This window comes from Yersinia enterocolitica subsp. enterocolitica (assembly GCF_901472495.1).
GTDB lineage: Bacteria > Pseudomonadota > Gammaproteobacteria > Enterobacterales > Enterobacteriaceae > Yersinia > Yersinia enterocolitica.
On record NZ_LR590469.1, the window covers coordinates 3,768,249 to 3,789,607 of the forward strand.

Consider the following 21,359-nt stretch of genomic DNA (forward strand, 5'->3'; position numbering starts at 1 on the left):
TAGCTTCATTGATTGCTGATTAAGCTATAAACCTAAAGCGAGCGGGGTAACCTGCTCGCTTTTTTATGGAAATAAAAACCGGCTACACATCCACTCCTGTCATAACCTTGCCTCGTTCGTGCTTTATACTCAGTTTTTTCTGATTCAAATTTCATAACTAAACGCGCTAAAAGCGCTTTTATTTCATTCAGTGTGATGATTGCAGGACTTTTATTATCTTCGTTGCTGATTTAATGTGTAAACTGTTCATTATTAGCCATCAGTCTCGACATCGGGTACCTGGATAATTTCGGCAACGGATGCCTAAGCGGCAGCGGTGCTTTCTGGTAATCTTTAGCGTGATTCTCAACTTTGAATGGGGAAAAAAATGCGGATTAAAGTGTTACTTGGTCTTTCAGCAGCGCTGTTGCTGGCAGGCTGTAGCTCCACTAACCAATTGAGTTCGGCGGGCGAGCAAGTGAAGTTCTCCGATACCAAACCGGGTAGTGAATGTCAGTTAGTTGGGCAGGTGACAGGTACTCAGAGCAATTGGATCTCAAGTGGTGAAAGTAGCTCTATGCGTGGTGCAGCAAATGACCTACGCAATAAAGCAGCGGCAATGGGTGGCAATGTTATCTATGGCGCAACCAGCCCAAGTGAAACCTTCCTATCAAGCTTTGCTCCACTAGATAGCAAAATGGTCGGCGAAGTTTATAAGTGTCCTTGATATCTGAAGGACGCACAGGGGATGCCATCGCGTCCCCTGATTCTTCCGTGGGTTGGCGAGAGTATTCTTACTGTAATTCATCCTGCATCAACCGGAGGTCCAGCGGCGTTTTACTAGGCTGCCCCCCGATTTCTCGTGCCAGACGTGGTACCAAATAACCCGATACGCGGCTGAGTAACCCTTTCATTAACTGCCGGGCTTCATCATCATCGACCATAAAATGAGCCGCACCTTGTACTTTATCCAGCACATGGATGTAGTAGGGCAGTATACCCGCATCAAACAAGGCATTACTTAATGCCGCCAAGACCTCGTCATCATCATTGACCCCACGTAGCAACACGCTCTGATTCAGTAGCGTCACACCCGCTCGCTTGAGCTGTGCCATACTGTCTCGTAATGACGCGTCAATTTCATTGGCGTGGTTGATATGTGTCACCATCAGCACCTGTAATCGCGAATCACTCAGGCGCTGACATAGCTCTGCGGTAATACGTGCGGGGATAACAACCGGCAAGCGAGTATGGATACGCAACCGTTTGATGTGGGATATATTTTCAATCTCATCCAATAACCAACTGAGTTCACTGTCTTTTGCCATTAACGGATCGCCGCCCGAAAAAATGATTTCGTCCAGTTCAGGATGTTGGCGAACATAGTCCAGCGCCTGACGCCAATTAGCTTTGTTGCCTTGGTTATCCTGATAAGGGAAATGACGGCGGAAACAATAGCGGCAATTAACGGCACAGCCGCCCTTGACCAGCAATAGCGCGCGGTTGCGGTATTTGTGCAATAAGCCGGGGACAACACTGCGCTGCTCATCAAGCGGGTCGTTGGTAAAACCGGGAGCGGCGATAAACTCTTCCCGCGCGGTGAGCACTTGAAGCAGTAAAGGGTCTGATGGGTTTCCCGGTTGCATACGCGCAACGAATGCTCGGGGCACTCTTAAGGGGAATAAACGACGCGCAGCAGTACCTTGTTGCAGGTTAGGATGTTCATTTAACTGCAGAATTCTTAGCAATTCGTCCGGATCAGTAATTACATCGGCGAGTTGTTGCAACCAATCTTCTCTAATTGGCATGTTTCGGGTTACAATACTTGCCATTTTTTAGGCTTACTACCAGTTTCTTGAGGACCATCATGGCCAGTTATTATAGCAACGATTTTCGTCCCGGTCTTAAAATCATGTTCGAGGGCGAGCCTTATGCAGTTGAGTCCAGCGAGTTCGTAAAACCAGGCAAAGGCCAGGCTTTTGCTCGTGTTAAGATGCGCCGTCTGCTGACTGGCGGGCGCGTTGAAAAGACCTTCAAATCAACCGATTCTCTGGAAGGCGCTGACGTTAACGATCTGAACCTGACTTACCTGTACAACGACGGTGAGTTCTGGCACTTCATGAATAACGAGACTTACGAACAACTGCAAGCCGATGCTAAAGCCATTGGCGACAATGCTAAGTGGTTGATTGACCAAGCTGAATGTATTGTAACTCTGTGGAATGGTCAGCCTATTTCTGTGACCCCACCAAACTTTATTGAACTGGAAATTGTTGACACTGACCCAGGCCTGAAAGGCGATACTGCCGGTACCGGTGGTAAGCCAGCAACGCTGAGTACTGGTGCAGTGGTCAAAGTGCCACTATTCGTACAGGTTGGCGAAGTCATCAAAGTTGATACTCGCTCTGGCGAATACGTTTCTCGCGTTAAGTAAGCCAGCACTGCAAAGCGGTGTGAAAGTTGCGCTGAGAATGAAAGAAAACCGCTTAATCGGCGGTTTTCTGCTATCTGGGGTTAGCTATCCATTACAGTAATTTAAGTCAGAAAAAGTGCAATGCTATTTTTTTGACTATCCTTATAGGGCGTATAGATAATTTCATACCATAAGGATCTTCTATAATGTTAAAGAAAAGCATTGCCATTATTTTCTCATTGATAGTTATCTCTTCATTGAGCGCCTGCAATACCACCAAAGGTGTGGGTAAAGATGTTCAAAGCGCAGGTAGTGCTATTGAACGCAGTGCTGAATAGACTGCAAGTTGCATTTTTATCGGCGGCAATTGTCGCCGGCTTTATTTTTGATTGAGCATAATATTGAAGCTTATTATTTAGAGTGATAACGTATCACCCTTACCTATCGGCTGCCTGGGACGACCCGGCACGCATCTGTTTTTTTCGGGGACGACCCCGCCTGAGCGAGGTGGTTACCATGGCTTGGATTATTCTGGTTATTGCAGGTTTGTTAGAAGTGATTTGGGCTATCGGCCTGAAATATTCCCATGGTTTTACGCGTCTGACACCCAGTATTGTCACTCTGGTCGCCATGGCAGCCAGTGTCTTTTTATTGGCCTATGCCATGAAAACACTCCCAGCAGGCACGGCCTATGCGGTCTGGACCGGTATTGGTGCAGTGGGAACAGCGATTCTAGGCATTGTGCTCCTAGGGGAATCGGCCAGCTTGGCGCGTGTATTTAGTCTGGGGCTTATTTTAGCCGGAATTATCGGGCTGAAGCTGACCTCATAAATTATAGGGGAGGGAGCTCCCCTTGTTTAACCCATATTAACTCCTCCACCGGGAAACCATAATGCTTCGCGACAGATACCAAACGATCGCGGGTTTGGTTATCAATTGTCGGCGTGCGGGATAATATCCACAGATATTCCCGGTTAGGGCCAGCAATCAAAGCATGTTGATATTCATCATCTAAATCAATGACATTATAGCCGCCATAAAATGGGCCAAAGAAAGAGACTTTCAGTGCGGCTTGTTGCGGAGAACCAATAAAATAGGCTTTGCCGATACTCTCCTGCCATTGCTGTTTCTTCGTGTTATAACCCCGATTAATAACTTTTACACCGCCATCATCACGGGGTGAGTAATTAGCCGTGACATAATCTAATCCGCGCTCAAAGGAATGGTTCAGTCGGGCAATTTCATACCAGGTGCCGAGATAGCGGGGTAGTTGGAAGTTATCGACGATTTTCACGTCTTTTGGCGGCGTGACACCACAAGCGACAGAAAGCAACGTTGCTGTTATTACGGATAATTTTGACCACAGACGCATTGACGTACCTTAGTTTTCTGATAATTACGCTATGGTTGAGAATAGCTATCAGTTATCAATGGCGCAAATGGATGAATCTGAGTTATTGGCTGAGTGCTGAAAAAGAAACGGCCCGCTAAAGAGCAGGCCGCAGATCAGGCATGAATAATTACAGTGTTAGGACACCGATAATAGCGACCACACTCAGAATGGCAGCCAGGCCATAGAATACCCATTTCCCGGCGGGGACGTGGATATTCAAATCATGCATGGCGTGGTGGATGCGGTGTAAACCACACCACAGTGGCAGAATAATCATCAGCAGCAGGAATACCCGGCCAATGAAACTCTGACAAAATGCCAGCACGCGCTCATAGCTTAATGCTTCTCCTGGGAAGGCTCCCAGTGGCAGCAAAATGGCAACCAACAGAATAACCGCAGGTGCAATAATGGCACTCCACATGCCACCGGCACCGAACAGACCCCAGAAGATAGGTTCATCGGAGCGCTTAGGGACTTGATTCATCTTGTTCTCCTCCGGGTTAGAGTAAGGCAACGGCCAGAATAATCGCGGTAGCCACGATAGTCACAACCCACAGCGCCTTGATAACTGGCTCTGGACCCATTTTTTCGTCTTTAACAATAATATTGGCGGCTTTTGGTGCCAGTTCAAACCAGGTTTTGGTATGTAACACCGCGGCCAATAACGTAATGATATTGATCAGTAGCACCAGCGGATTTTGCAGGAATCCAACAAAGCCTTCCCACCCTGCGGGGCCACTTTTCAGTGCGAACACTCCGTAAATCAACAGAATACTGAACCAGACTGTGGGTACGGAAGTGCCTTCACGCAACATATAAAAGCGATAAAAACCGAGCTGTTGCCACCAGTTCGGGGCCATGGTACGGACGTAAGCTTTACGTTTAGTAGTCATTACTGTTTCCCCTCCCTTATTGTGGTTTCAGCATGGCGATCATGAAGTCTTTGGCACTCTCAACCTTGCCTTGCTGGATGGCAGCCGCAGGGTCAACGTGCTTAGGACAAACTTCAGAACAGTAGCCAACAAAGGTACAACTCCAGACACCATTTTTGCCGTTAAGCTGTGGCATACGCTCTTTCTTACCGTGGTCACGGTTATCCAGATTGTAACGGTGAGCCAGAGTGATGGCTGCTGGGCCAATAAACTCAGGATTCAGACCAAACTGCGGGCAGGCGGCATAGCACAGGCCACAGTTAATACAGCCAGAGAACTGGTGGTATTTCGCCATCTGCGCCGGAGTCTGCTTATTCGGGCCGTCTTTGGGCTTGCGATCATTGCCAATGATATAAGGTTTGATGGCTTCCAGACTCTCAATAAAGTGAGTCATATCAACCACTAAGTCGCGCTCGATTGGGAAGTTACCCAGCGCCTCAACCTTCATCCCACCGGTATATTCGCGCAGGAAAGTTTTACAGGCGAGTTTTGGCACTTTATTGACCATCATGCCGCACGAGCCACAAATAGCCATCCGGCAAGACCAACGATAAGACAGATCTGGTGCCAGGTTATCTTTGATATACCCCAACGCATCCAGCAGAGAAGTCTGCTCATCGTAAGGCACTTCAAAGGTTTCGAAGTGAGGTTCGCTATCACGTTCCGGGTTATAGCGCATGACTTCCATTTTCAGGAGTTTCATATCAGTCATTCGCCTGCTCCTTATCCTTTAAATCTTTCGCATCTTTGGCGTCTTTTGCATCTTGGGCGGTAGCTTCACCACCATAAACGCGTTTTGCCGGGGCCAGCTTGGTAATTTTTACGTCGCTGTATTCAAGGCGTGGTGCGCCGCCAGGGGTATGGAAGGCCAGCGTGTGTTTGAGGAAGTTCACATCATCACGTTCGGTGCAGCCTTCATCCAGACGTTGGTGCGCCCCGCGGGATTCTCTACGATTCAGTGCAGAGTGGGCCATACATTCGGCCACATCTAAACCATAACCTAGCTCAATGGTATAGAGCAGGTCGGTATTGAAAACACTGGAGTTATCGGTGATTTTCACGCGTTTGAAGCGCTCTTTCAGCTCAGCCAGTTTATCCACGGTCTTCTGCATCAGTTCCGGTGTGCGGTAAATGCCACAACCTTCTTCCATTGATAAGCCCATTTCATCGCGGATTTTAGACCAGTTTTCAGTCCCTTCCTGTTTCATCAGGTTGCTCAGGCGAGTTTCCACATCACGGGCCTGTGCATCCAGCGCACTACCATTGGCGGGGGTGCTTTCCATGGCGCGCAAAGCGGCTTGTTCGCCAGCAAGACGGCCAAAGACCACCAGTTCTGCCAGTGAGTTGGAGCCCAGACGGTTTGCGCCGTGCAGACCAACAGAAGAACATTCACCGACCGCGAACAGCCCTTTGATTCGGGTTTCACACTGTTGGTTGGTTTCAATGCCGCCCATGGTGTAATGCGCGGTTGGGCGCACTGGAATTGGCTCTTTCACCGGGTCGACACCGACATACGCTTTGGCCAATTCACAAATAAATGGCAGGCGTTCAAGTAGTTTTTTCTCGCCCAAGTGGCGCAAGTCCAGATAAACCACATCACCGCGAGGGGTGGCGATAGTGCGGCCAGCGCGCCATTCATGCCAGAAAGCTTGTGATACTTTATCGCGCGGGCCTAATTCCATGTATTTGTTCTTTGGCTCGCCGAGCGGGGTTTCTGGCCCCATGCCGTAATCCTGCAAATAACGGTAGCCATCTTTGTTGACCAGAATACCGCCCTCACCACGACAACCTTCGGTCATCAAGATGCCTGAACCCGGTAATCCGGTAGGGTGATATTGCACAAATTCCATGTCACGTAGTGGCACGCCGTGGTGGAAGGCCATTCCCATCCCATCACCGGTAACAATACCGCCGTTGGTGTTATAACGATAAACCCGACCTGCGCCGCCAGTGGCCATGACCACAGCATTGGCACGGATTTGTACCCGAGTGCCTTCCATCATATTCATGGCAACAACACCACGAGCCTGACCATCATCGACCAGAATGTCTAGCACAAAGTGCTCATCAAATCGTTGAATTTGTGGGTATTTTAAAGAGGTCTGGAACAGGGTGTGTAGCATGTGGAAGCCGGTTTTATCTGCTGCAAACCAAGTCCGTTCAATTTTCATTCCGCCGAAACGGCGGACGTTAACAGAACCATCTGGCTTACGGCTCCATGGGCAGCCCCAAATTTCCAACTGTGCCATTTCTTCCGGGCAGCTATGGACAAAGTGGTCCACAACATCTTGTTCGCATAACCAGTCGCCACCGGCTACGGTATCGTGGAAATGGTAGTCAAAGGTATCGTGGTCCTGTGTGACAGCAGCTGATCCCCCTTCGGCAGCCACAGTATGGCTACGCATTGGGTATACTTTCGAGATCAGAGCAATCTTCAGCTGAGGGTTGGCTTCCGCTGCGGCTATTGCTGCACGTAAACCAGCTCCCCCGGCCCCGATAATGGCAAGATCGGCGTTAAAGGTTTGCACTGCGCTTCTCCATTGTTCAAGTGAAATACCCGCCATACTTCAAGCTACATGTGCGTTGACTGCTTTCCAGCAACTTAAATCATTTTGGGTATATATAATTAAAATCTATATATTCTTTAAAATTATTATCCAGCTAACTGATTGGTAAGCGACCAGAATGATGGTATTAAGAATAGCTATTTCTTACTTTTTACATGGGAATAATTATACCCAATGCTAAGTGGTAGAAATTTGATGTGATCGATTGTTTTGTTTTATTTGAACTACCTCAAGGGCATTACTAGCAAAAACGTGATCCCAGACAGGATATGCTGGGCAAAAGTCTTTTTCACCGAGTGAAATGCTGAATTCGAGGGGGAAATCTGGCAGATGAGTGACAGATTTGTCTGAGTGAGTAGATGCGAGTAGACTGCACCCCCTGTTTGATTTCGGAGTTAACAACCATGAGCGAAACGGCAAGCTGGCAGCCGAGTGCACCCATCGCCAATTTGTTGAAGCGCGCAGCAATAATGGCAGAGATCCGGCGCTTTTTTGCCGATCGTGGCGTATTAGAAGTTGAAACGCCCACCATGAGCCAAGCGACAGTGACGGACATCCATTTAGTCCCATTCCAAACCCGGTTTGTTGGCCCGGGCGCTGCCGATGGTTTGACGCTGTACATGATGACCAGTCCGGAATATCACATGAAGCGCCTGTTGGCGGCGGGTAGCGGCTCTATCTATCAATTGGGGCGCAGTTTCCGCAATGAAGAAGCTGGCCGTCATCACAATCCTGAATTCACTATGCTGGAATGGTATCGCCCGCATTATGATATGTATCGTTTGATGGATGAGGTGGAGGATCTGCTGCAACAAATTCTGGATTGCGATAGCTCAGAAAGGCTTTCTTATCAGCAGGCATTCTTGCGTCATTTGGATATTGACCCTCTGTCGGCGGATAAAGCGCAATTGCGCGAAGCCGCGGCAAAACTGGATTTAAGCAATATTGCCGATACAGAAGAAGATCGCGATACCTTGCTGCAATTGCTGTTCACCGTTGGGGTTGAACCCCATATTGGCCGTGATAAACCGGCTTTTGTGTATCACTTCCCGGCGTCGCAAGCTTCCCTTGCGGTGATCAGCACAGAAGATCACCGCGTGGCAGAACGCTTTGAGGTTTACTTTAAAGGTATTGAGCTGGCGAATGGTTTCCATGAGCTGACTGACGGCGATGAGCAACTGAAACGTTTTGAGCAAGATAATCGCAGCCGCGAAAAACGGGGTTTGCCACAACATCCCATCGACATGAATCTGATTGATGCCCTAAAGCACGGTTTGCCGGATTGTTCTGGCGTGGCATTAGGGGTTGATCGTCTGGTGATGTTAGCGTTGGGTGCGGAAAAGCTGAGTGATGTTATTGCATTCCCAGTAGGGCGTGCTTAATAACCCCTCGCCCTTGGCGCCGCAGCGGTGTTAAAAGAAATGCCCTGACCCTTCACAGAACAGGGCATTTTTGTGTCTTACTCACTGATTTATCTTACAAACTGCCCGGTGTGCGGCTACGATTCGAAGAAACCACACGCCCACGTCCCAGTGTTTCTAAACGGGCCTGGAAAGGTGGGAACGGCAGGGTAATACCGTGCTCGCGGTAACCGGCCAGAATCAGCTGGTGGATCTCATGGCGCAGTGGCATACGGTGGCCCATTTCAGCGGCATAGATACGCAGCTCGAAAATCTGGATCCCTTGCTGGAGATCGACCAAATAGACCTCCGGTGGCGGGTTATCTAATACCAACGTACAGCGACGTGCGGCGGTCAGTAATACCTCCGTCACTTCCTCACTGCTGGTTTCGGCTGGAGCCGGTACCGTTAGCACTACACGGGTAATGGAATCCGACAGTGACCAGTTAATAAATTGCTCAGTGATAAAGGCCTTATTCGGCACGATAATTTCTTTGCGGTCCCAGTCAGAGATAGTCGTCGCACGGGTATTAATTTTGGTTACGCTACCGGTGAGATCACGGATGGTCACGGTATCGCCGATACGGATCGGTTTCTCAAACAAGATGATCAAGCCAGAGACAAAGTTAGCGAAAATCTCCTGCAAACCAAAGCCTAACCCCAAACCCAGTGCGGCAACCAGCCATTGGAATTTCGCCCATTCAATCCCTAACATTGAGAAGCCGAGTAAGCTCCCGAACAGGATCAACAGATACTTGGTGATAGTCGAAATGGCATAGCCTGTTCCCGGCGTGAGATCCAAATGCTGTAACAGAGCCAGTTCCAGCAGCGCAGGGAGGTTCCGCACCAGTTGGGTGGTCACAATCATCACCAAAATGGCGATCAATAATGATCCCATGGTGATCGCCTGTACCGACTCAATACCATTGATCGTCGATGACACATCCCACAGCCGAATGTTTTCCAGGAAACCAAAAGCCGAGTGAATCTCAGACCACAGTACGATCACTGAAACCAACGCGATCATGGTCAGAATGGATCGCACCAGCCGCAGAGACTGGGCGCTGATCACGTCCAGATCAATTACCGGTTCTTCTACATCAATGGAACCTTCGGTGCTGTTATTGTGCGGCGTATCATCCTCGCCACGGGCGCGTTGCGCCAGAATATCGGCACGTCGCTGCTTGGCACGATCAAAGGCAATACGGCGGCGCTGAATCAGCATCCAGCGGCGAATAATATGGTAAACCACCAACAAGAAGAACCAGATAGCAACCGAGGTCTCCAGACGTGCCAACAGTGCCTGTGATGTGGTGAGATAACCCAGCGCAGACGCTAATGCGGCAATCAATGGCGCGGATAGTAGCAGCCCCCACAGCGCCACATTAACGATATTCTCGCCAGAACCTTTCTTATCCAGATAGAGCGGAATCCCGGCTCGCTTCAAGCTGTTGGTGACCAAACTCAAGGCGATACACAGCAAAATAAAGCATAACCGGCCCAGTGTACCGGCGAATTCGCGGTCGTTATAATTCTCGAAGGTAATCAGTGCCATCATCAGCGGGATAATTAACCACACTGACATACGATAGAAACGCATTGCCCGCCCGACTTGGGTCGGTGACCAGCGGAAATGGGTAATAAACAGACCATGCGGGTGGGCAAATGAAGCACTTATCATAAATACCCACAGCACCGGTACGGTCGCGGTGACGGCATTCCCAATGGCAATTGCCATCGGATACGACCAGGCATTTTGCAATCCATAACCGACCGCTGCCCATAAAACCGGTAGCGGCAGTGCCATCAAAATCGACCAGAACACAGTACGTAGCGTCAGGGAGAAATGGTCTTGTGTCACTTTGCCTACACGGCTGCTGGCGCGTTCAAGGAAGGCATGATAGTGGCGGCGAGAGCTGATACTGAAACCAACAAACAGTAGCGCACCAATAATTGGTAGCAATGTCTCCTGATTAGTCATCATCATCACGAAGGCCCCACTCAACTGTGCCAGCGTATCCAGCGACAATAAGCGGGTAAGATCATGAGCGACATTCACTGGATAGGAGAGTGAAATCGGGCTGACATCTGCGACCCAAAACAGGTAACGGTGGGTGGCCTCACGCACTTCACTTAAGGCATCTACCAGCTGGCTGTTAGCCACTTTCAGCTTGGTCAATTCAAGAATCTGGGTGTCATAGCCGGAGAGCAGAGAGTTCAATAATTCACGCTGAGTACGCCACTGGGCGTCCAGAATCCGCTGCTGTTCGGTGGTGAGTGGCGTGCCATCATCTTGAGTTAATTTGACATTTTGCTGCTGTAACTTCTCGAGCATGTCCTCATATTGCAGGCGCTGTACCCGTAACTGGGCCATATCGCGGTCCAATTGCTGAGATTTTGGTACATCCGGTAACCGGGAAACCTGCGCGCGGAGTGCTTCACCTAATGCGGTTGAAACCCCTAGCCACTGGGCCTGCTCACGAATGGTGCTGAGTGCCTGTCGGACTTGCTGAGTCTGTGAGACAGCCTGACGTTGCTGCGAGGAAATAAGATCGATGCGCTGCGCTTGCTGATTCAGTGCTTGAGACAACTCACGGTTTATCTGTAATTGCTGAGTAATCGACGCCGGTAAATCGCCACCTTGCTCAGCCAGTAGCTCTGTTCGCTCAAGTGCTTGTTCTGCGGCCTGTTGGCGCTGATTATTCAGGGTATTACGCAATGCCTGAAGCTGGGTATCGACCCGCTCCTGACGCTTTTTGTAGAGTTCGGCCCGTAGCCGTGATAATTCCTGGCGATTATTGGCGGAAAGCTGGGAAAGCTCCAGCTCATTGACTTTCGCTTTGCGCGCTACGGCCTCAGCTTGTAATAGCGCCAACTGAGCCTGTGTGGCTGGCGTGGTTGGGCCGTTTTGCGCCTGCAAACGCGAGCTGATTTCTGTCAGAATTCGTCGCGCTTCTGATTGCTGTTGTGGCAGTTGATTGAGTGACTCACTGATTTCGCGGGCGCGATCTTGTTCTTGCTGTGACAGACGGCTCAGCTCTAACAACTGACTGCTGATTTGCAGCACCTGCTGTTCCAGCTCGGATGTGGACATATTGTTAGGCACCGGCAGGGGTTTATCCCCTTCCTGTGCTAACTGTTGGCGTAGCTCGCGGGTTAGCTTGGGAAAGTCATCAATGGCTTTTTGATACTGCTGAGAGCGGATATCAGATTCTTTCGCATCCGCCAGCCAACTAAGAGCCCCTTGCAGCGCCTGAACAATTTCTGCCTGATTTGCCATCCCTTTATTGGCTTCAGCCTGTTTCAACTCTTGCCTGAGCTGTTCTTCATTCGGCTGAGTTGCCGCATGCAGCGGCAGGGATAACAACATGATAAACGACAGTAGCAGGCCAAAAGGCAGTAATTTGCTTAAAGGCCAGGAAATCATTGGACGCAAGTAAAGGCTCCTTAACATCAATTATGTCTTAAGCCGAAGGCTAGCACGGCGGAGTAACAGGGACGGCTTCGGCAAGGACTTCACCCATACGGGTCACCGAACCGCTGTTTAACTGTGGCGCTAAATACACTTTGCCTTCAGCAAACAGGTTAATCACCGTAGAGCCTAATTTAAAGCGGCCCATTTCTTGCCCTTTCTCCAGTGTTATCGCACCTTCAGCCCCTGCTTGTGGGTAGGTCCAGCGGCGGATAACACCTTCGCGTGGTGGCGTAATGGTGCCAGCCCAGACGGTTTCTATGCTGCCAACGATAGTAGCACCCACTAAAATTTGGGCCATCGGGCCAAAGGTGGTATCAAAGATACAAATGACGCGCTCATTACGGGCGAACAGGTTGGGAACATTCGCTGCGGTCAATGGATTGACCGAGAATAAATCACCCGGAACATAAATCATTTCACGCAACACACCATCACACGGCATATGCACCCGGTGATAGTCGCGGGGTGCCAGATAGGTCGTGACAAACTGACCATTCTGGAACTCGGCAGCGAGCATATAGTTACCTGCCAGCAAAGCTTCCACACTGTAGTCGTGGCCTTTTGCTTGCAAGATTTGCCCATCATGAATAGTACCTAACTGACTGATAGCACCATCAGCAGGTTGAGCTAATAGATTTTCCTCAGCAACAACTGGGCGCGCACCGGCACGTAGCGGGCGCACAAAGAATTCGTTAAATGTGCGATAAGCAGAAAATTCAGGATCTTGTGCTTCTTGCATATTGACTTTGTAGTAGCGGGCAAACGCCTTGATAACCAGTTGTGTCAACCAGCCTGCTTGCTTATCCGCACCCCAACCAGCCAAGCGGGTCAGGCCTTGTTTTGGGAGTAAATATTGTAATCTGATCTTGATACTGTCCAGCACGTAGACCTCTTGGGTTTGCTATGAGCTATAAAAATTAGGGGGCGCATTGTATCTATGCGCCACGATATAAGTCATTAAGTATAGAATTTGAAAACCGTTATAAAGACATCACTTTTCGTCGCTATCTGATGTCTTGCGAGGTTTTGCCTGTTCCATACTTTCCAGAATCCGATGGTAATTATCAAAGCGCTCTTCGGCAATTTTGCCTTGCTCTACCGCCTCACGCAGCGCACAACCGGGATCGTTGGTGTGGCTACAATCGCGGAATTTACAATGGCCAAGATAATCACGGAATTCGACAAATCCTTGGGTGATTTGTTCTGGAGCCAGATGCCAGAGGCCGAATTCACGAACGCCCGGTGAATCAATCACATCACCACCATGCTGGAAATGATACAACCGAGCAGCGGTGGTGGTGTGTTGGCCCAAACCTGAGTTATCCGAAACGGTATTCACCAGAATTTCGTTATCCGTTGGCGGTAACAGCGCATTGAGTAGGCTGGATTTACCGACACCAGATTGACCGGCAAAGATACTTATCCGCCCAGCCAACGCTTGTTCAAAGGCTTCCATCCCTTCACGAGTCTGGCTGGAAACTTCCAATACGTTGTAGCCAATATGGCGATAGATATCCATCATGCCGTCAACGAATTTGCGGCCATCGGCATCCAGTAAATCGATTTTATTCAGTACGATTAACGGCTCGACATCCAATGTTTCACAGGCCACCAGATAGCGGTCGATAATATTGAGAGAAAGTTCGGGTAAGATCGCCGAAACGATAACGATCTGATCAATATTCGCCGCGATCGGTTTCACGCCGTCATAGAGATCAGGGCGCGTCAGAACCGATGTTCGCTCATGAACGGCTTCGACGATACCTTTAACCCGAACGCCTTCCTGCGCTTGCAGGCCGGGACGCCAGACTACGCGGTCACCGGTAACCAGTGACTTGATGGTGCGACGGATATTACAACGGTGCTGAACACCATCGGCGGCTTCGACATCAGCATGCTGACCGAAACGACTAATTACGATACCTTCTTGCGCATCGCCAAGCTGAGAGTCATCTAACTCAGGTTTTCTATCTGTGCGTAGCCGGCGCTGATGGTTGGCCTGCACACGGCGTTGTTGACCTTTGGACAGTTTATTCTTGCTCACTGCGCCTCACTTGAATCTGCATTTATACTCTTCATACTTGAAGCCTCAGAATGGTTAGCTGCGACCCCACTTACGTTGAGTATGTCGCTGGTTGCGACCAAAAAGGCTATGATACACATTATTTTATCAATAAACCGTTTGTTCGGTAGTCTCCCCAGCTAACAGGCAGGAAATATCATGGCAGAAAATCAAAATAATCTGATCTGGATCGATCTGGAAATGACCGGTCTTGATCCTGAAAGGGATCGGATCATCGAGATCGCTACGCTGGTCACCGATGCTAATTTGAATATCCTGGCAGAAGGCCCGGTGTTGGCTGTCCATCAATCTGATGAGCAGCTTGGGCTAATGGATGAGTGGAATGTGCGCACTCATACTGGCAGTGGTTTAGTCGAGCGGGTCAAAGCCAGCCCGTTTAATGATCATGATGCTGAATTGCAAACCATTGAGTTTCTAAAGCAGTGGGTTCCGGCAGGCACTTCGCCTATCTGTGGTAACAGTGTGGGCCAAGATCGCCGCTTCTTGTTCCGCTATATGCCAGAGTTGGAAGCATACTTCCATTACCGCTATCTGGATGTCAGTACCTTGAAAGAGCTAGCGCGCCGCTGGAAACCCGAGATTTTGGCCGGTTTTAAAAAGCAAAATACTCATCAGGCACTGGATGATATTCGCGAGTCCGTGGCTGAGCTTGCCTACTACCGCGAACATTTTATTCAATCTTAATTCCCTTCGCCCTTGAAACAGCAGGGGTGTTCGCTGCACTCACTCACCCGAATCACTTACTTATGTAAGCTCATCGGGGTGCGTTTGCTGGCTGTCTACCTGCTGCTCCAATGACTTTGGGTATATACTTTGTCAGGTGCTGGTAAAAACAGCATATTGTTGTTTTAATCGGCACTTAAACCAAAAAATGATTTTTTTGCTTTCAGGGGCTTGCGACAAAACGGATTTCTCGTATAATGCGCACCCCGTACCGATGAAGAATTTGCAAGCAAGCGCAAACAGATTTAGTAGCGGAAATTATGACCCAGAGCGGGAATAGCTCAGTTGGTAGAGCACGACCTTGCCAAGGTCGGGGTCGCGAGTTCGAGTCTCGTTTCCCGCTCCAATTTCTTGAGTAGTAAAGAGATTGGTCACAGTAATAGAAATGAATAATATAAAAGTGATGCGTTTTTTCGTTAATAACGCATGACGGCGACGCGGGAATAGCTCAGTTGGTAGAGCACGACCTTGCCAAGGTCGGGGTCGCGAGTTCGAGTCTCGTTTCCCGCTCCAAATTTTTTATTTCAAAAACTGATTTCAAATAACTGGTTTTAGATAGTCAAATGTTGCCTGAACGGCATCTCAATGCGGGAATAGCTCAGTTGGTAGAGCACGACCTTGCCAAGGTCGGGGTCGCGAGTTCGAGTCTCGTTTCCCGCTCCAAATTTTTTCATTCAATTCTGTCTTAATTATCCACAGCCCAGTCACGCGCTGCACCTCGTTTAACATACATTGTATTAACTTCTTCAACAGAGTTATCCACAGATTCTGCTGTTTTTGTATTCAGTTCATAATTTAACCACTTTAATTTCCTGTTTTATAATCGTCTGATTTAGTTGCATATATTTTTATATAAAAACGTTATGCCGATCACTTGTGCTTTTTTTTGCACTTGATTGACAAGGTGTTTTTATTTTTATGCACAGGAAAACTCTGAGTTTATTCATTATGAAAATAGTTGAAAAAACTCTGCTTAATGTCATGCAACATTAGGCAAAAGCAGCATCAGGCATCGCGTGGCAGGCCTTTTTCAATCGCTCTCACCAGCCGTTTTTTCTGCGGCGATTGAACATCCCCAATCAGTGTAGACCGTCTTTTCAATTGTTGTGAGATGGCCCATTCAATATGTTCATCTAACATGGGGTCAATGCCGCGACGCGCTTCCAATGCCAAGACAATATTATCGAGATAGGGCGCATTGCCTAATGCGACCGAGATATTGCGCAACCAACGCAGATGCCCAATTCGGCGGATGGCAGAGCCTTCGGTGACCCGCAAAAATTTCTCTTCATTCCAGGCGAATAAATCCAATAGCTGTGGCGTATGCAATACAGCTCGCGGGCTGAAATCTTCTTCATCGGTTAATTGTGAGAAGCGGTTCCACGGGCAGATTAGCTGGCAATCGTCACAACCATAAATACGATTACCCATTAGCGGGCGAAATTCTTCCGGTATTGCGCCTTCCAGTTCAATCGTCAGATAAGAGATGCAGCGGCGCGCATCAACCGTATAAGGCGCGACAATAGCCCCGGTCGGGCAGGTGGTGATGCAAGCAACACAGCGCCCACATTGTTCTTCTTGAGGTTTATCGACTGGCAACGCCAGGTCAATAAGCAACTCACCGAGGAAGAACCAAGAGCCAGCTTCACGATTCAAAATCAGTGAGTGCTTACCAACCCAGCCGATACCCGCTTTCGCCGCCAGCGAGCGCTCCATTATCGGAGCAGAATCAACAAACGGGCGGAAATTGATATCGTTACCCGTCTGCTCCAGACAATAGTTCTGAATCATATCGCCCAATTTTTTTAGGCGTTGGCGCAATAATTTGTGATAGTCCCGACCTAATGCATAACGGCTGACATATCCCAGTTCTGAATTTTTTAAGGTACTGGCAAAGGCGGCCTTGGCCGGCAAATAATTCATTCGCACGCTGATCACCCGCAAAGTGCCAGGCAATAATTCATGGGGGCGTGCGCGCAGCATACCGTGGCGGGCCATCCAGGCCATTTCGCCATGATATTGTTTATCAAGCCAGGCCTGTAAGCGCGGTTCTTCTGCTGACAAATCAGTATCGCAGATACCGACTTGCTGGAAACCTAGCGATTGCCCCCATTGCTTGATATGTTGGGCTAATTGATTCAGATCGAGGGGGTGTGCCATGACGGACCATAGTAAGAAACAAATCGGAGCCAGTTTACCACACTCTGTTTTTTCTGCGGACTGGGTGCGCCAGAATGAGGCGATTGGCGCGGCACACTTCTCTCTGACCTTATTTGATCTGATGGTGAGAGCTGGAGATGCCGCCTTCAAACTGGCGCGCAAGCAATATCCCGCTGCGCGTCACTGGTTGATTTTGTGCGGTCATGGAAATAACGGTGGCGATGGTTACATCGTTGCCAGTCGGGCATTGGCGGCGGGTTTGAATGTTACTCTTATTGCTTGCCCTGGTAATCGGCCTTTACCCGTAGAAGCCCATCAGGCGCAATCTCAGTGGCTGGCCGCTGGCGGTGTAATTAATCAACCTGATATACCCTGGCCACAACATATCGATTTAATTATTGATGGTTTGTTGGGTATTGGCCTTCGAGCCGCACCACAGGGGGTTTATGCTACGCTGATTGACACAGCAAACCGCCATCGTGCAGCAAAAATTGCTCTGGATATTCCGTCTGGGCTGAGTGCTGATAGCGGTGCAGCTCCAGGCTCAGTTATTCGCGCCGATCACACCCTGACTTTTGTCACCCTAAAGCCCGGTTTGTTGACCGGACAGGCGCGTGATTGGGTGGGGCATTTGCACTGTAATGATCTGGGGTTAACAGCATGGTTAGCCGCTCAACCAATCCAAATCGAACGCATGACAGCCGATAATTTACCGCAATGGTTGAAACCGCGTCGCCCTTGCGCCCACAAAGGCGAGCATGGGCGTTTATTGCTGGTGGGGGGCGATAAAGGATTCGGTGGCGCTATTCGCATGGCAGGAGAAGCCGCTTTGCGCAGTGGTGCCGGGCTAGTGCGAGTACTTACTCACATTGAACATGTGGCACCTATTCTGGCCGCTCGTCCTGAGTTGATGGTGCAGGAATTAACCGATGAAACCCTTGTGCAAGGTATGAGTTGGGCTGATGTATTGGTGGTCGGGCCGGGGTTAGGGCAGTCGGATTGGGGCAGGAATGCTCTGAATCTATTGCAACAAAGTGATAAACCAGCATTATGGGACGCAGATGCACTCAACTTGCTGGCATTAAATCCGCTGAAGCGTCAGAATCGGGTGTTGACCCCCCATCCGGGTGAAGCTGCCCGCCTGCTCGGTTGCCGCGTCGTTGATATTGAGAGTGACCGCTTACTTTCTGCCCGTAGCATCGTTAAACAATATGGCGGGGTGGTGGTATTGAAAGGGGCTGGTACGCTTATTGCCAGTGAACAGGGCGAGATGGCGATTGCTGATGTCGGTAATGCGGGGATGGCCTCCGGCGGTATGGGGGATATTCTGTCCGGCATTATTGGGAGTTTGATAGCACAAAAGCTGGTGCTGTATGATGCTGCCTGTGCAGGTTGTGTTGTGCATGGCGTTGCTGCAGACACACTGGTTGAAGTTCAAGGCACCCGGGGTTTACTGGCCACAGATTTGCTGTCAGTTATTCCGAAGTACGTTAATCCTGAGTTAGCAAAATAGATATCACAGAATGAAAGAACTCGTTTTACCTCTGCCCGATGAGGCAGCGACTGTTGCATTAGGAGGCGCTTTGGCTCATGCCTTCGAGGGTGCCAGCGTTATTTATCTATTCGGTGACTTAGGTGCCGGAAAAACCACTTTTAGCCGCGGCTTCCTTCAGGCCCTTGGCCATGTAGGGCATGTTAAAAGCCCCACTTACACCTTGGTTGAACCCTATGCTTTGACCCCAAGGCCGGTTTACCATTTTGACCTGTATCGTCTGGCTGACCCCGAGGAGCTGGAGTTTATGGGTATTCGTGATTATTTCGATAAGCAGGCAATTTGTCTGGTGGAGTGGCCGCAGCTTGGCGCTGGGTTCTTGCCTCAGGCTGATGTCGAGCTGCATCTGGCTTATCAGGCCGCAGGGCGAGAGGCTCGTCTGGTGGCTATTTCTGATGTGGGTGCTGATGTGCTGCGCCGTTTAGCTGCTGTGCAAGGATAATTTGATAATGACGCATAGCTTGACGCTACTAAATTGTTTGACGCAAATAAATGGCTTAACGCAAAAAACGCGCTGGAGACGATCATTTACCGCTGTCATGTTGGTTATTGTGGGGTTGTTCACCCTAACTTCGGCATTTGCCGCGAAGCTAACTGATATTAAAGTGAATAACGGCCCGACAGAAAGTCGGGTAACGCTCAGTTTTGATGGGCAGCCAGTTTATGCTTTCTTCTCTTTAAACTCACCCGAGCGGGTGGTGCTTGATGTTCGTCAAAGTGGCAATCTTTCCGGATTACCGCTGGAGTTCAGTGGTCAGAATCTGCTGAAAAGAATTCGCTCCAGCACCCCGAAAGATGCGCAAAGTACCCGTTTGGTACTGGAACTGACACAAAAAGTTAAAACGCGCGCCGTGACTCAGCAGTCAGGTAACAATTACACCGTCGTGATGACTATGTCTGCGGCAGCCAGTGCCCCTGTTCGGCAAACGCAACCGACTTTAAGCCAAAATCAAAATAATGTAAGCCAGAACAATGTGCCACTGAATCAAACTAATACGCCCAGCCCCAATGCTGGCCGTTTAACATCGCAGGCGTCGAGCACCAATACCGCCTCACGGGTGACCAGCGTAAATACCAATTCGGTGGCTAAAAATCCGTTTAACAACAAACCAACTGTGGTGGTGAGCAGCGAAAGCGTCACGACGAATACTTCGCGTCCGATTAAAACGTCCAGTGCGGCGAACAGCTCCCGTGTAGTGGTCGCTATTGATGCTGGTCACGGTGGTCAGGATCCCGGGGCTATTGGGCAAAATGGTCTGAAAGAGAAAAATGTGACTATTGCCATCGCCCGTCGCCTTGAAGCACTGCTTAACAGCGACCCGATGTTTAAACCGGTGTTGACCCGTAATGGTGACTATTTCATTTCGGTCATGGGCCGTTCCGATGTGGCGCGTAAGCAGGGTGCTAACGTGTTGGTATCTGTTCATGCTGATGCGGCACCTAACCGCAGCGCAACTGGGGCGTCGGTTTGGGTATTGTCGAATCGCCGCGCCAACAGTGAAATGGGTAACTGGCTGGAGCAGCATGAGAAGCAATCTGAACTACTCGGCGGCGCGGGTGACGTGCTGGCCAATACCGCCTCTGACCCTTATTTGAGTCAGGCAGTACTTGATCTGCAATTTGGTCACTCACAGCGGGTGGGCTATGACGTTGCCACCAAAGTGCTCAATGAGCTGCAAAGAGTGGGTGATATTCATAAACGTCGGCCGGAACACGCCAGTCTTGGGGTGTTACGTTCACCGGATATTCCGTCATTGTTAGTGGAAACCGGTTTTATCAGTAACAGTACGGAGGAGCGGCTGCTTGGCAGTAGCGCGTATCAGGAGAAAATTGCTCAAGCCATTTATAAAGGTTTGCGCAGTTATTTCCTCGCGCATCCGCTACAAGCCGACCCAAAGGTCGAAAACCGCCCGCTCATTGAAACGGCGGCGGTTGATTCTTCTTCACAACGTTCAGGTGTTAATCAGCCAGATCCGATTGTCAGCAATGCGCAAAGTGGCAGGGTATCTACTACCAAGCCGGCAGCGGCGGGTGCCGTTACGAAAAATAGAAGCCAAATTCATAAAGTACAACGTGGCGAAACTTTATCCGGTATTGCCAGTCAGTACGGCGTTAGCATGGCGGTGTTGCGGCAAAATGACACACTGAAAAATGATGTGGTCTGGGTGGGGCAGCGTTTGAAAGTCCCTGCGTCGGGTGCAACAGTCGCGGCCGCCGCGCCAAAAGCAGTGGCTAAAGCGAAACCGAGCAAAAGTCAGCCGCTTAAGCATCAGGTAAAACGCGGTGATACGCTATCGGCCATTGCCGCCAGATATGGTGTGTCGATGAGTGAGATTGAGCGGGCGAATAAGATAAAGTCAGGTAATGTCCAACTTGGGCAAACCCTGACTATTCCACAGTCATAAGCGAAAGGAACTGCGATGCCAATTCAGATTCTGCCACCACAGCTTGCTAACCAGATTGCCGCCGGTGAAGTGGTCGAGCGGCCTGCGTCGGTGGTGAAAGAGTTGGTGGAAAATAGTCTGGATGCGGGTGCCAGCCGGATTGATATTGATATCGAACGTGGTGGCGCGAAACTGATTCGTATCCGTGATAATGGCTGCGGCATTGGTAAAGATGATTTGGCATTAGCACTGGCGCGCCATGCGACCAGTAAAATTAGTTAGCTGGAAGATTTGGAAG

The 21,359-nt window shown here is 49.6% G+C and carries 20 protein-coding genes and 3 tRNA genes; 13 read left to right on the top strand and 10 right to left on the bottom strand.

Features of this window, described 5'->3' with window-relative positions:
• Positions 1-367: 367 nt before the first annotated feature.
• A complete protein-coding gene (locus tag FGL26_RS17850) occupies positions 368-706 on the top strand; it encodes a DUF4156 domain-containing protein (protein ID WP_005175566.1) in 339 nt (112 codons plus the stop codon).
• A gap of 67 nt (positions 707-773) precedes the next feature.
• Here the strand turns inward: FGL26_RS17850 and epmB are convergent, their stop codons facing one another.
• The gene (epmB, locus tag FGL26_RS17855) at positions 774-1,811 is read right to left on the bottom strand and encodes an EF-P beta-lysylation protein EpmB (RefSeq protein ID WP_005175565.1); all 1,038 of its coding nucleotides are present in this window, start codon (positions 1,809-1,811) and stop codon (positions 774-776) included.
• Between the two features lie 35 nt (positions 1,812-1,846).
• Here epmB and efp point away from each other — a divergent pair, with 35 nt between their 5' ends.
• The 3 genes from efp to sugE all read left to right on the top strand — a co-directional run bounded on the left by efp (position 1,847) and on the right by sugE (position 3,223).
• Positions 1,847-2,413: an elongation factor P gene (gene efp / locus FGL26_RS17860; RefSeq protein WP_005156473.1), complete on the top strand. Its 567-nt coding sequence runs from the start codon at positions 1,847-1,849 to the stop codon at positions 2,411-2,413.
• A 185-nt stretch (positions 2,414-2,598) separates the two neighbouring features.
• On the top strand, positions 2,599-2,730 hold the full coding sequence (locus FGL26_RS17865) for an entericidin A/B family lipoprotein (protein WP_005175563.1): 132 nt from the start codon (positions 2,599-2,601) through the stop codon (positions 2,728-2,730).
• Between the two features lie 178 nt (positions 2,731-2,908).
• Positions 2,909-3,223, top strand: coding sequence for a quaternary ammonium compound efflux SMR transporter SugE (gene sugE, locus FGL26_RS17870; protein ID WP_138060260.1), 315 nt, complete (start codon positions 2,909-2,911; stop codon positions 3,221-3,223).
• A 1-nt stretch (position 3,224) separates the two neighbouring features.
• On the opposite strand, the gene blc is transcribed toward sugE, so the two are convergent.
• The 5 genes from blc to frdA all read right to left on the bottom strand — a co-directional run bounded on the left by blc (position 3,225) and on the right by frdA (position 7,245).
• Positions 3,225-3,764 carry an outer membrane lipoprotein Blc gene (blc, locus tag FGL26_RS17875; protein ID WP_005175561.1) on the bottom strand — a complete coding sequence of 180 codons (540 nt, stop codon included), beginning with the start codon at positions 3,762-3,764 and terminating at the stop codon, positions 3,225-3,227.
• A gap of 148 nt (positions 3,765-3,912) precedes the next feature.
• Positions 3,913-4,269 carry a fumarate reductase subunit FrdD gene (gene frdD, locus FGL26_RS17880; RefSeq protein WP_005175559.1) on the bottom strand — a complete coding sequence of 119 codons (357 nt, stop codon included), beginning with the start codon at positions 4,267-4,269 and terminating at the stop codon, positions 3,913-3,915.
• Between the two features lie 16 nt (positions 4,270-4,285).
• On the bottom strand, positions 4,286-4,678 hold the full coding sequence (frdC, locus tag FGL26_RS17885; protein WP_005175556.1) for a fumarate reductase subunit FrdC: 393 nt from the start codon (positions 4,676-4,678) through the stop codon (positions 4,286-4,288).
• 16 nt (positions 4,679-4,694) lie between these two features.
• Complete coding sequence (locus FGL26_RS17890) at positions 4,695-5,429, bottom strand: succinate dehydrogenase/fumarate reductase iron-sulfur subunit (protein ID WP_005175554.1); 735 nt, start codon at positions 5,427-5,429, stop codon at positions 4,695-4,697.
• Entirely contained in the window at positions 5,422-7,245 is a 1,824-nt protein-coding gene (gene frdA / locus FGL26_RS17895) for a fumarate reductase (quinol) flavoprotein subunit (protein WP_011815417.1), read from the bottom strand. The genes FGL26_RS17890 and frdA overlap by 8 nt, the downstream gene beginning before the upstream one ends.
• 443 nt (positions 7,246-7,688) lie before the next feature.
• Between frdA and epmA the strand changes: the two genes are divergently transcribed.
• A complete protein-coding gene (gene epmA, locus FGL26_RS17900; protein ID WP_005175550.1) occupies positions 7,689-8,666 on the top strand; it encodes an elongation factor P--(R)-beta-lysine ligase in 978 nt (325 codons plus the stop codon).
• A gap of 94 nt (positions 8,667-8,760) precedes the next feature.
• Here the strand turns inward: epmA and mscM are convergent, their stop codons facing one another.
• From mscM to rsgA, 3 genes are all read right to left on the bottom strand, one after another.
• On the bottom strand, positions 8,761-12,120 hold the full coding sequence (gene mscM / locus FGL26_RS17905) for a miniconductance mechanosensitive channel MscM (RefSeq protein ID WP_032903282.1): 3,360 nt from the start codon (positions 12,118-12,120) through the stop codon (positions 8,761-8,763).
• 40 nt (positions 12,121-12,160) lie between these two features.
• Positions 12,161-13,042, bottom strand: coding sequence for an archaetidylserine decarboxylase (gene asd / locus FGL26_RS17910; protein ID WP_005175537.1), 882 nt, complete (start codon positions 13,040-13,042; stop codon positions 12,161-12,163).
• A gap of 108 nt (positions 13,043-13,150) precedes the next feature.
• Positions 13,151-14,203, bottom strand: coding sequence for a small ribosomal subunit biogenesis GTPase RsgA (gene rsgA, locus FGL26_RS17915; protein ID WP_005175535.1), 1,053 nt, complete (start codon positions 14,201-14,203; stop codon positions 13,151-13,153).
• A gap of 177 nt (positions 14,204-14,380) precedes the next feature.
• Between rsgA and orn the strand changes: the two genes are divergently transcribed.
• From orn to FGL26_RS17935, 4 genes are all read left to right on the top strand, one after another.
• A complete protein-coding gene (gene orn, locus FGL26_RS17920) occupies positions 14,381-14,926 on the top strand; it encodes an oligoribonuclease (RefSeq protein ID WP_005175530.1) in 546 nt (181 codons plus the stop codon).
• Positions 14,927-15,235: 309 nt separating this feature from the next.
• Positions 15,236-15,311: transfer RNA gene (locus tag FGL26_RS17925), tRNA-Gly, on the top strand.
• A 91-nt stretch (positions 15,312-15,402) separates the two neighbouring features.
• Positions 15,403-15,478: transfer RNA gene (locus FGL26_RS17930), tRNA-Gly, on the top strand.
• Positions 15,479-15,552: 74 nt separating this feature from the next.
• Positions 15,553-15,628 (top strand) — tRNA-Gly (locus FGL26_RS17935).
• A gap of 342 nt (positions 15,629-15,970) precedes the next feature.
• Here the strand turns inward: FGL26_RS17935 and queG are convergent.
• On the bottom strand, positions 15,971-17,125 hold the full coding sequence (queG, locus tag FGL26_RS17940; RefSeq protein ID WP_005175527.1) for a tRNA epoxyqueuosine(34) reductase QueG: 1,155 nt from the start codon (positions 17,123-17,125) through the stop codon (positions 15,971-15,973).
• Here queG and nnr point away from each other — a divergent pair.
• The 4 genes from nnr (at position 17,124) to FGL26_RS22025 (ending at position 21,343) form a co-directional block, all read left to right on the top strand.
• On the top strand, positions 17,124-18,638 hold the full coding sequence (gene nnr, locus FGL26_RS17945; protein ID WP_005175523.1) for a bifunctional ADP-dependent NAD(P)H-hydrate dehydratase/NAD(P)H-hydrate epimerase: 1,515 nt from the start codon (positions 17,124-17,126) through the stop codon (positions 18,636-18,638). The two genes, queG and nnr, sit on opposite strands and share 2 nt — an antisense overlap.
• 10 nt (positions 18,639-18,648) lie before the next feature.
• On the top strand, positions 18,649-19,119 hold the full coding sequence (gene tsaE, locus FGL26_RS17950; RefSeq protein WP_005175520.1) for a tRNA (adenosine(37)-N6)-threonylcarbamoyltransferase complex ATPase subunit type 1 TsaE: 471 nt from the start codon (positions 18,649-18,651) through the stop codon (positions 19,117-19,119).
• Positions 19,120-19,216: 97 nt separating this feature from the next.
• Complete coding sequence (gene amiB, locus FGL26_RS17955) at positions 19,217-21,082, top strand: N-acetylmuramoyl-L-alanine amidase AmiB (RefSeq protein WP_005175516.1); 1,866 nt, start codon at positions 19,217-19,219, stop codon at positions 21,080-21,082.
• 15 nt (positions 21,083-21,097) lie between these two features.
• The gene (locus tag FGL26_RS22025; protein WP_371836844.1) at positions 21,098-21,343 is read left to right on the top strand and encodes an ATP-binding protein; all 246 of its coding nucleotides are present in this window, start codon (positions 21,098-21,100) and stop codon (positions 21,341-21,343) included.
• Positions 21,344-21,359 lie beyond the last annotated feature (16 nt).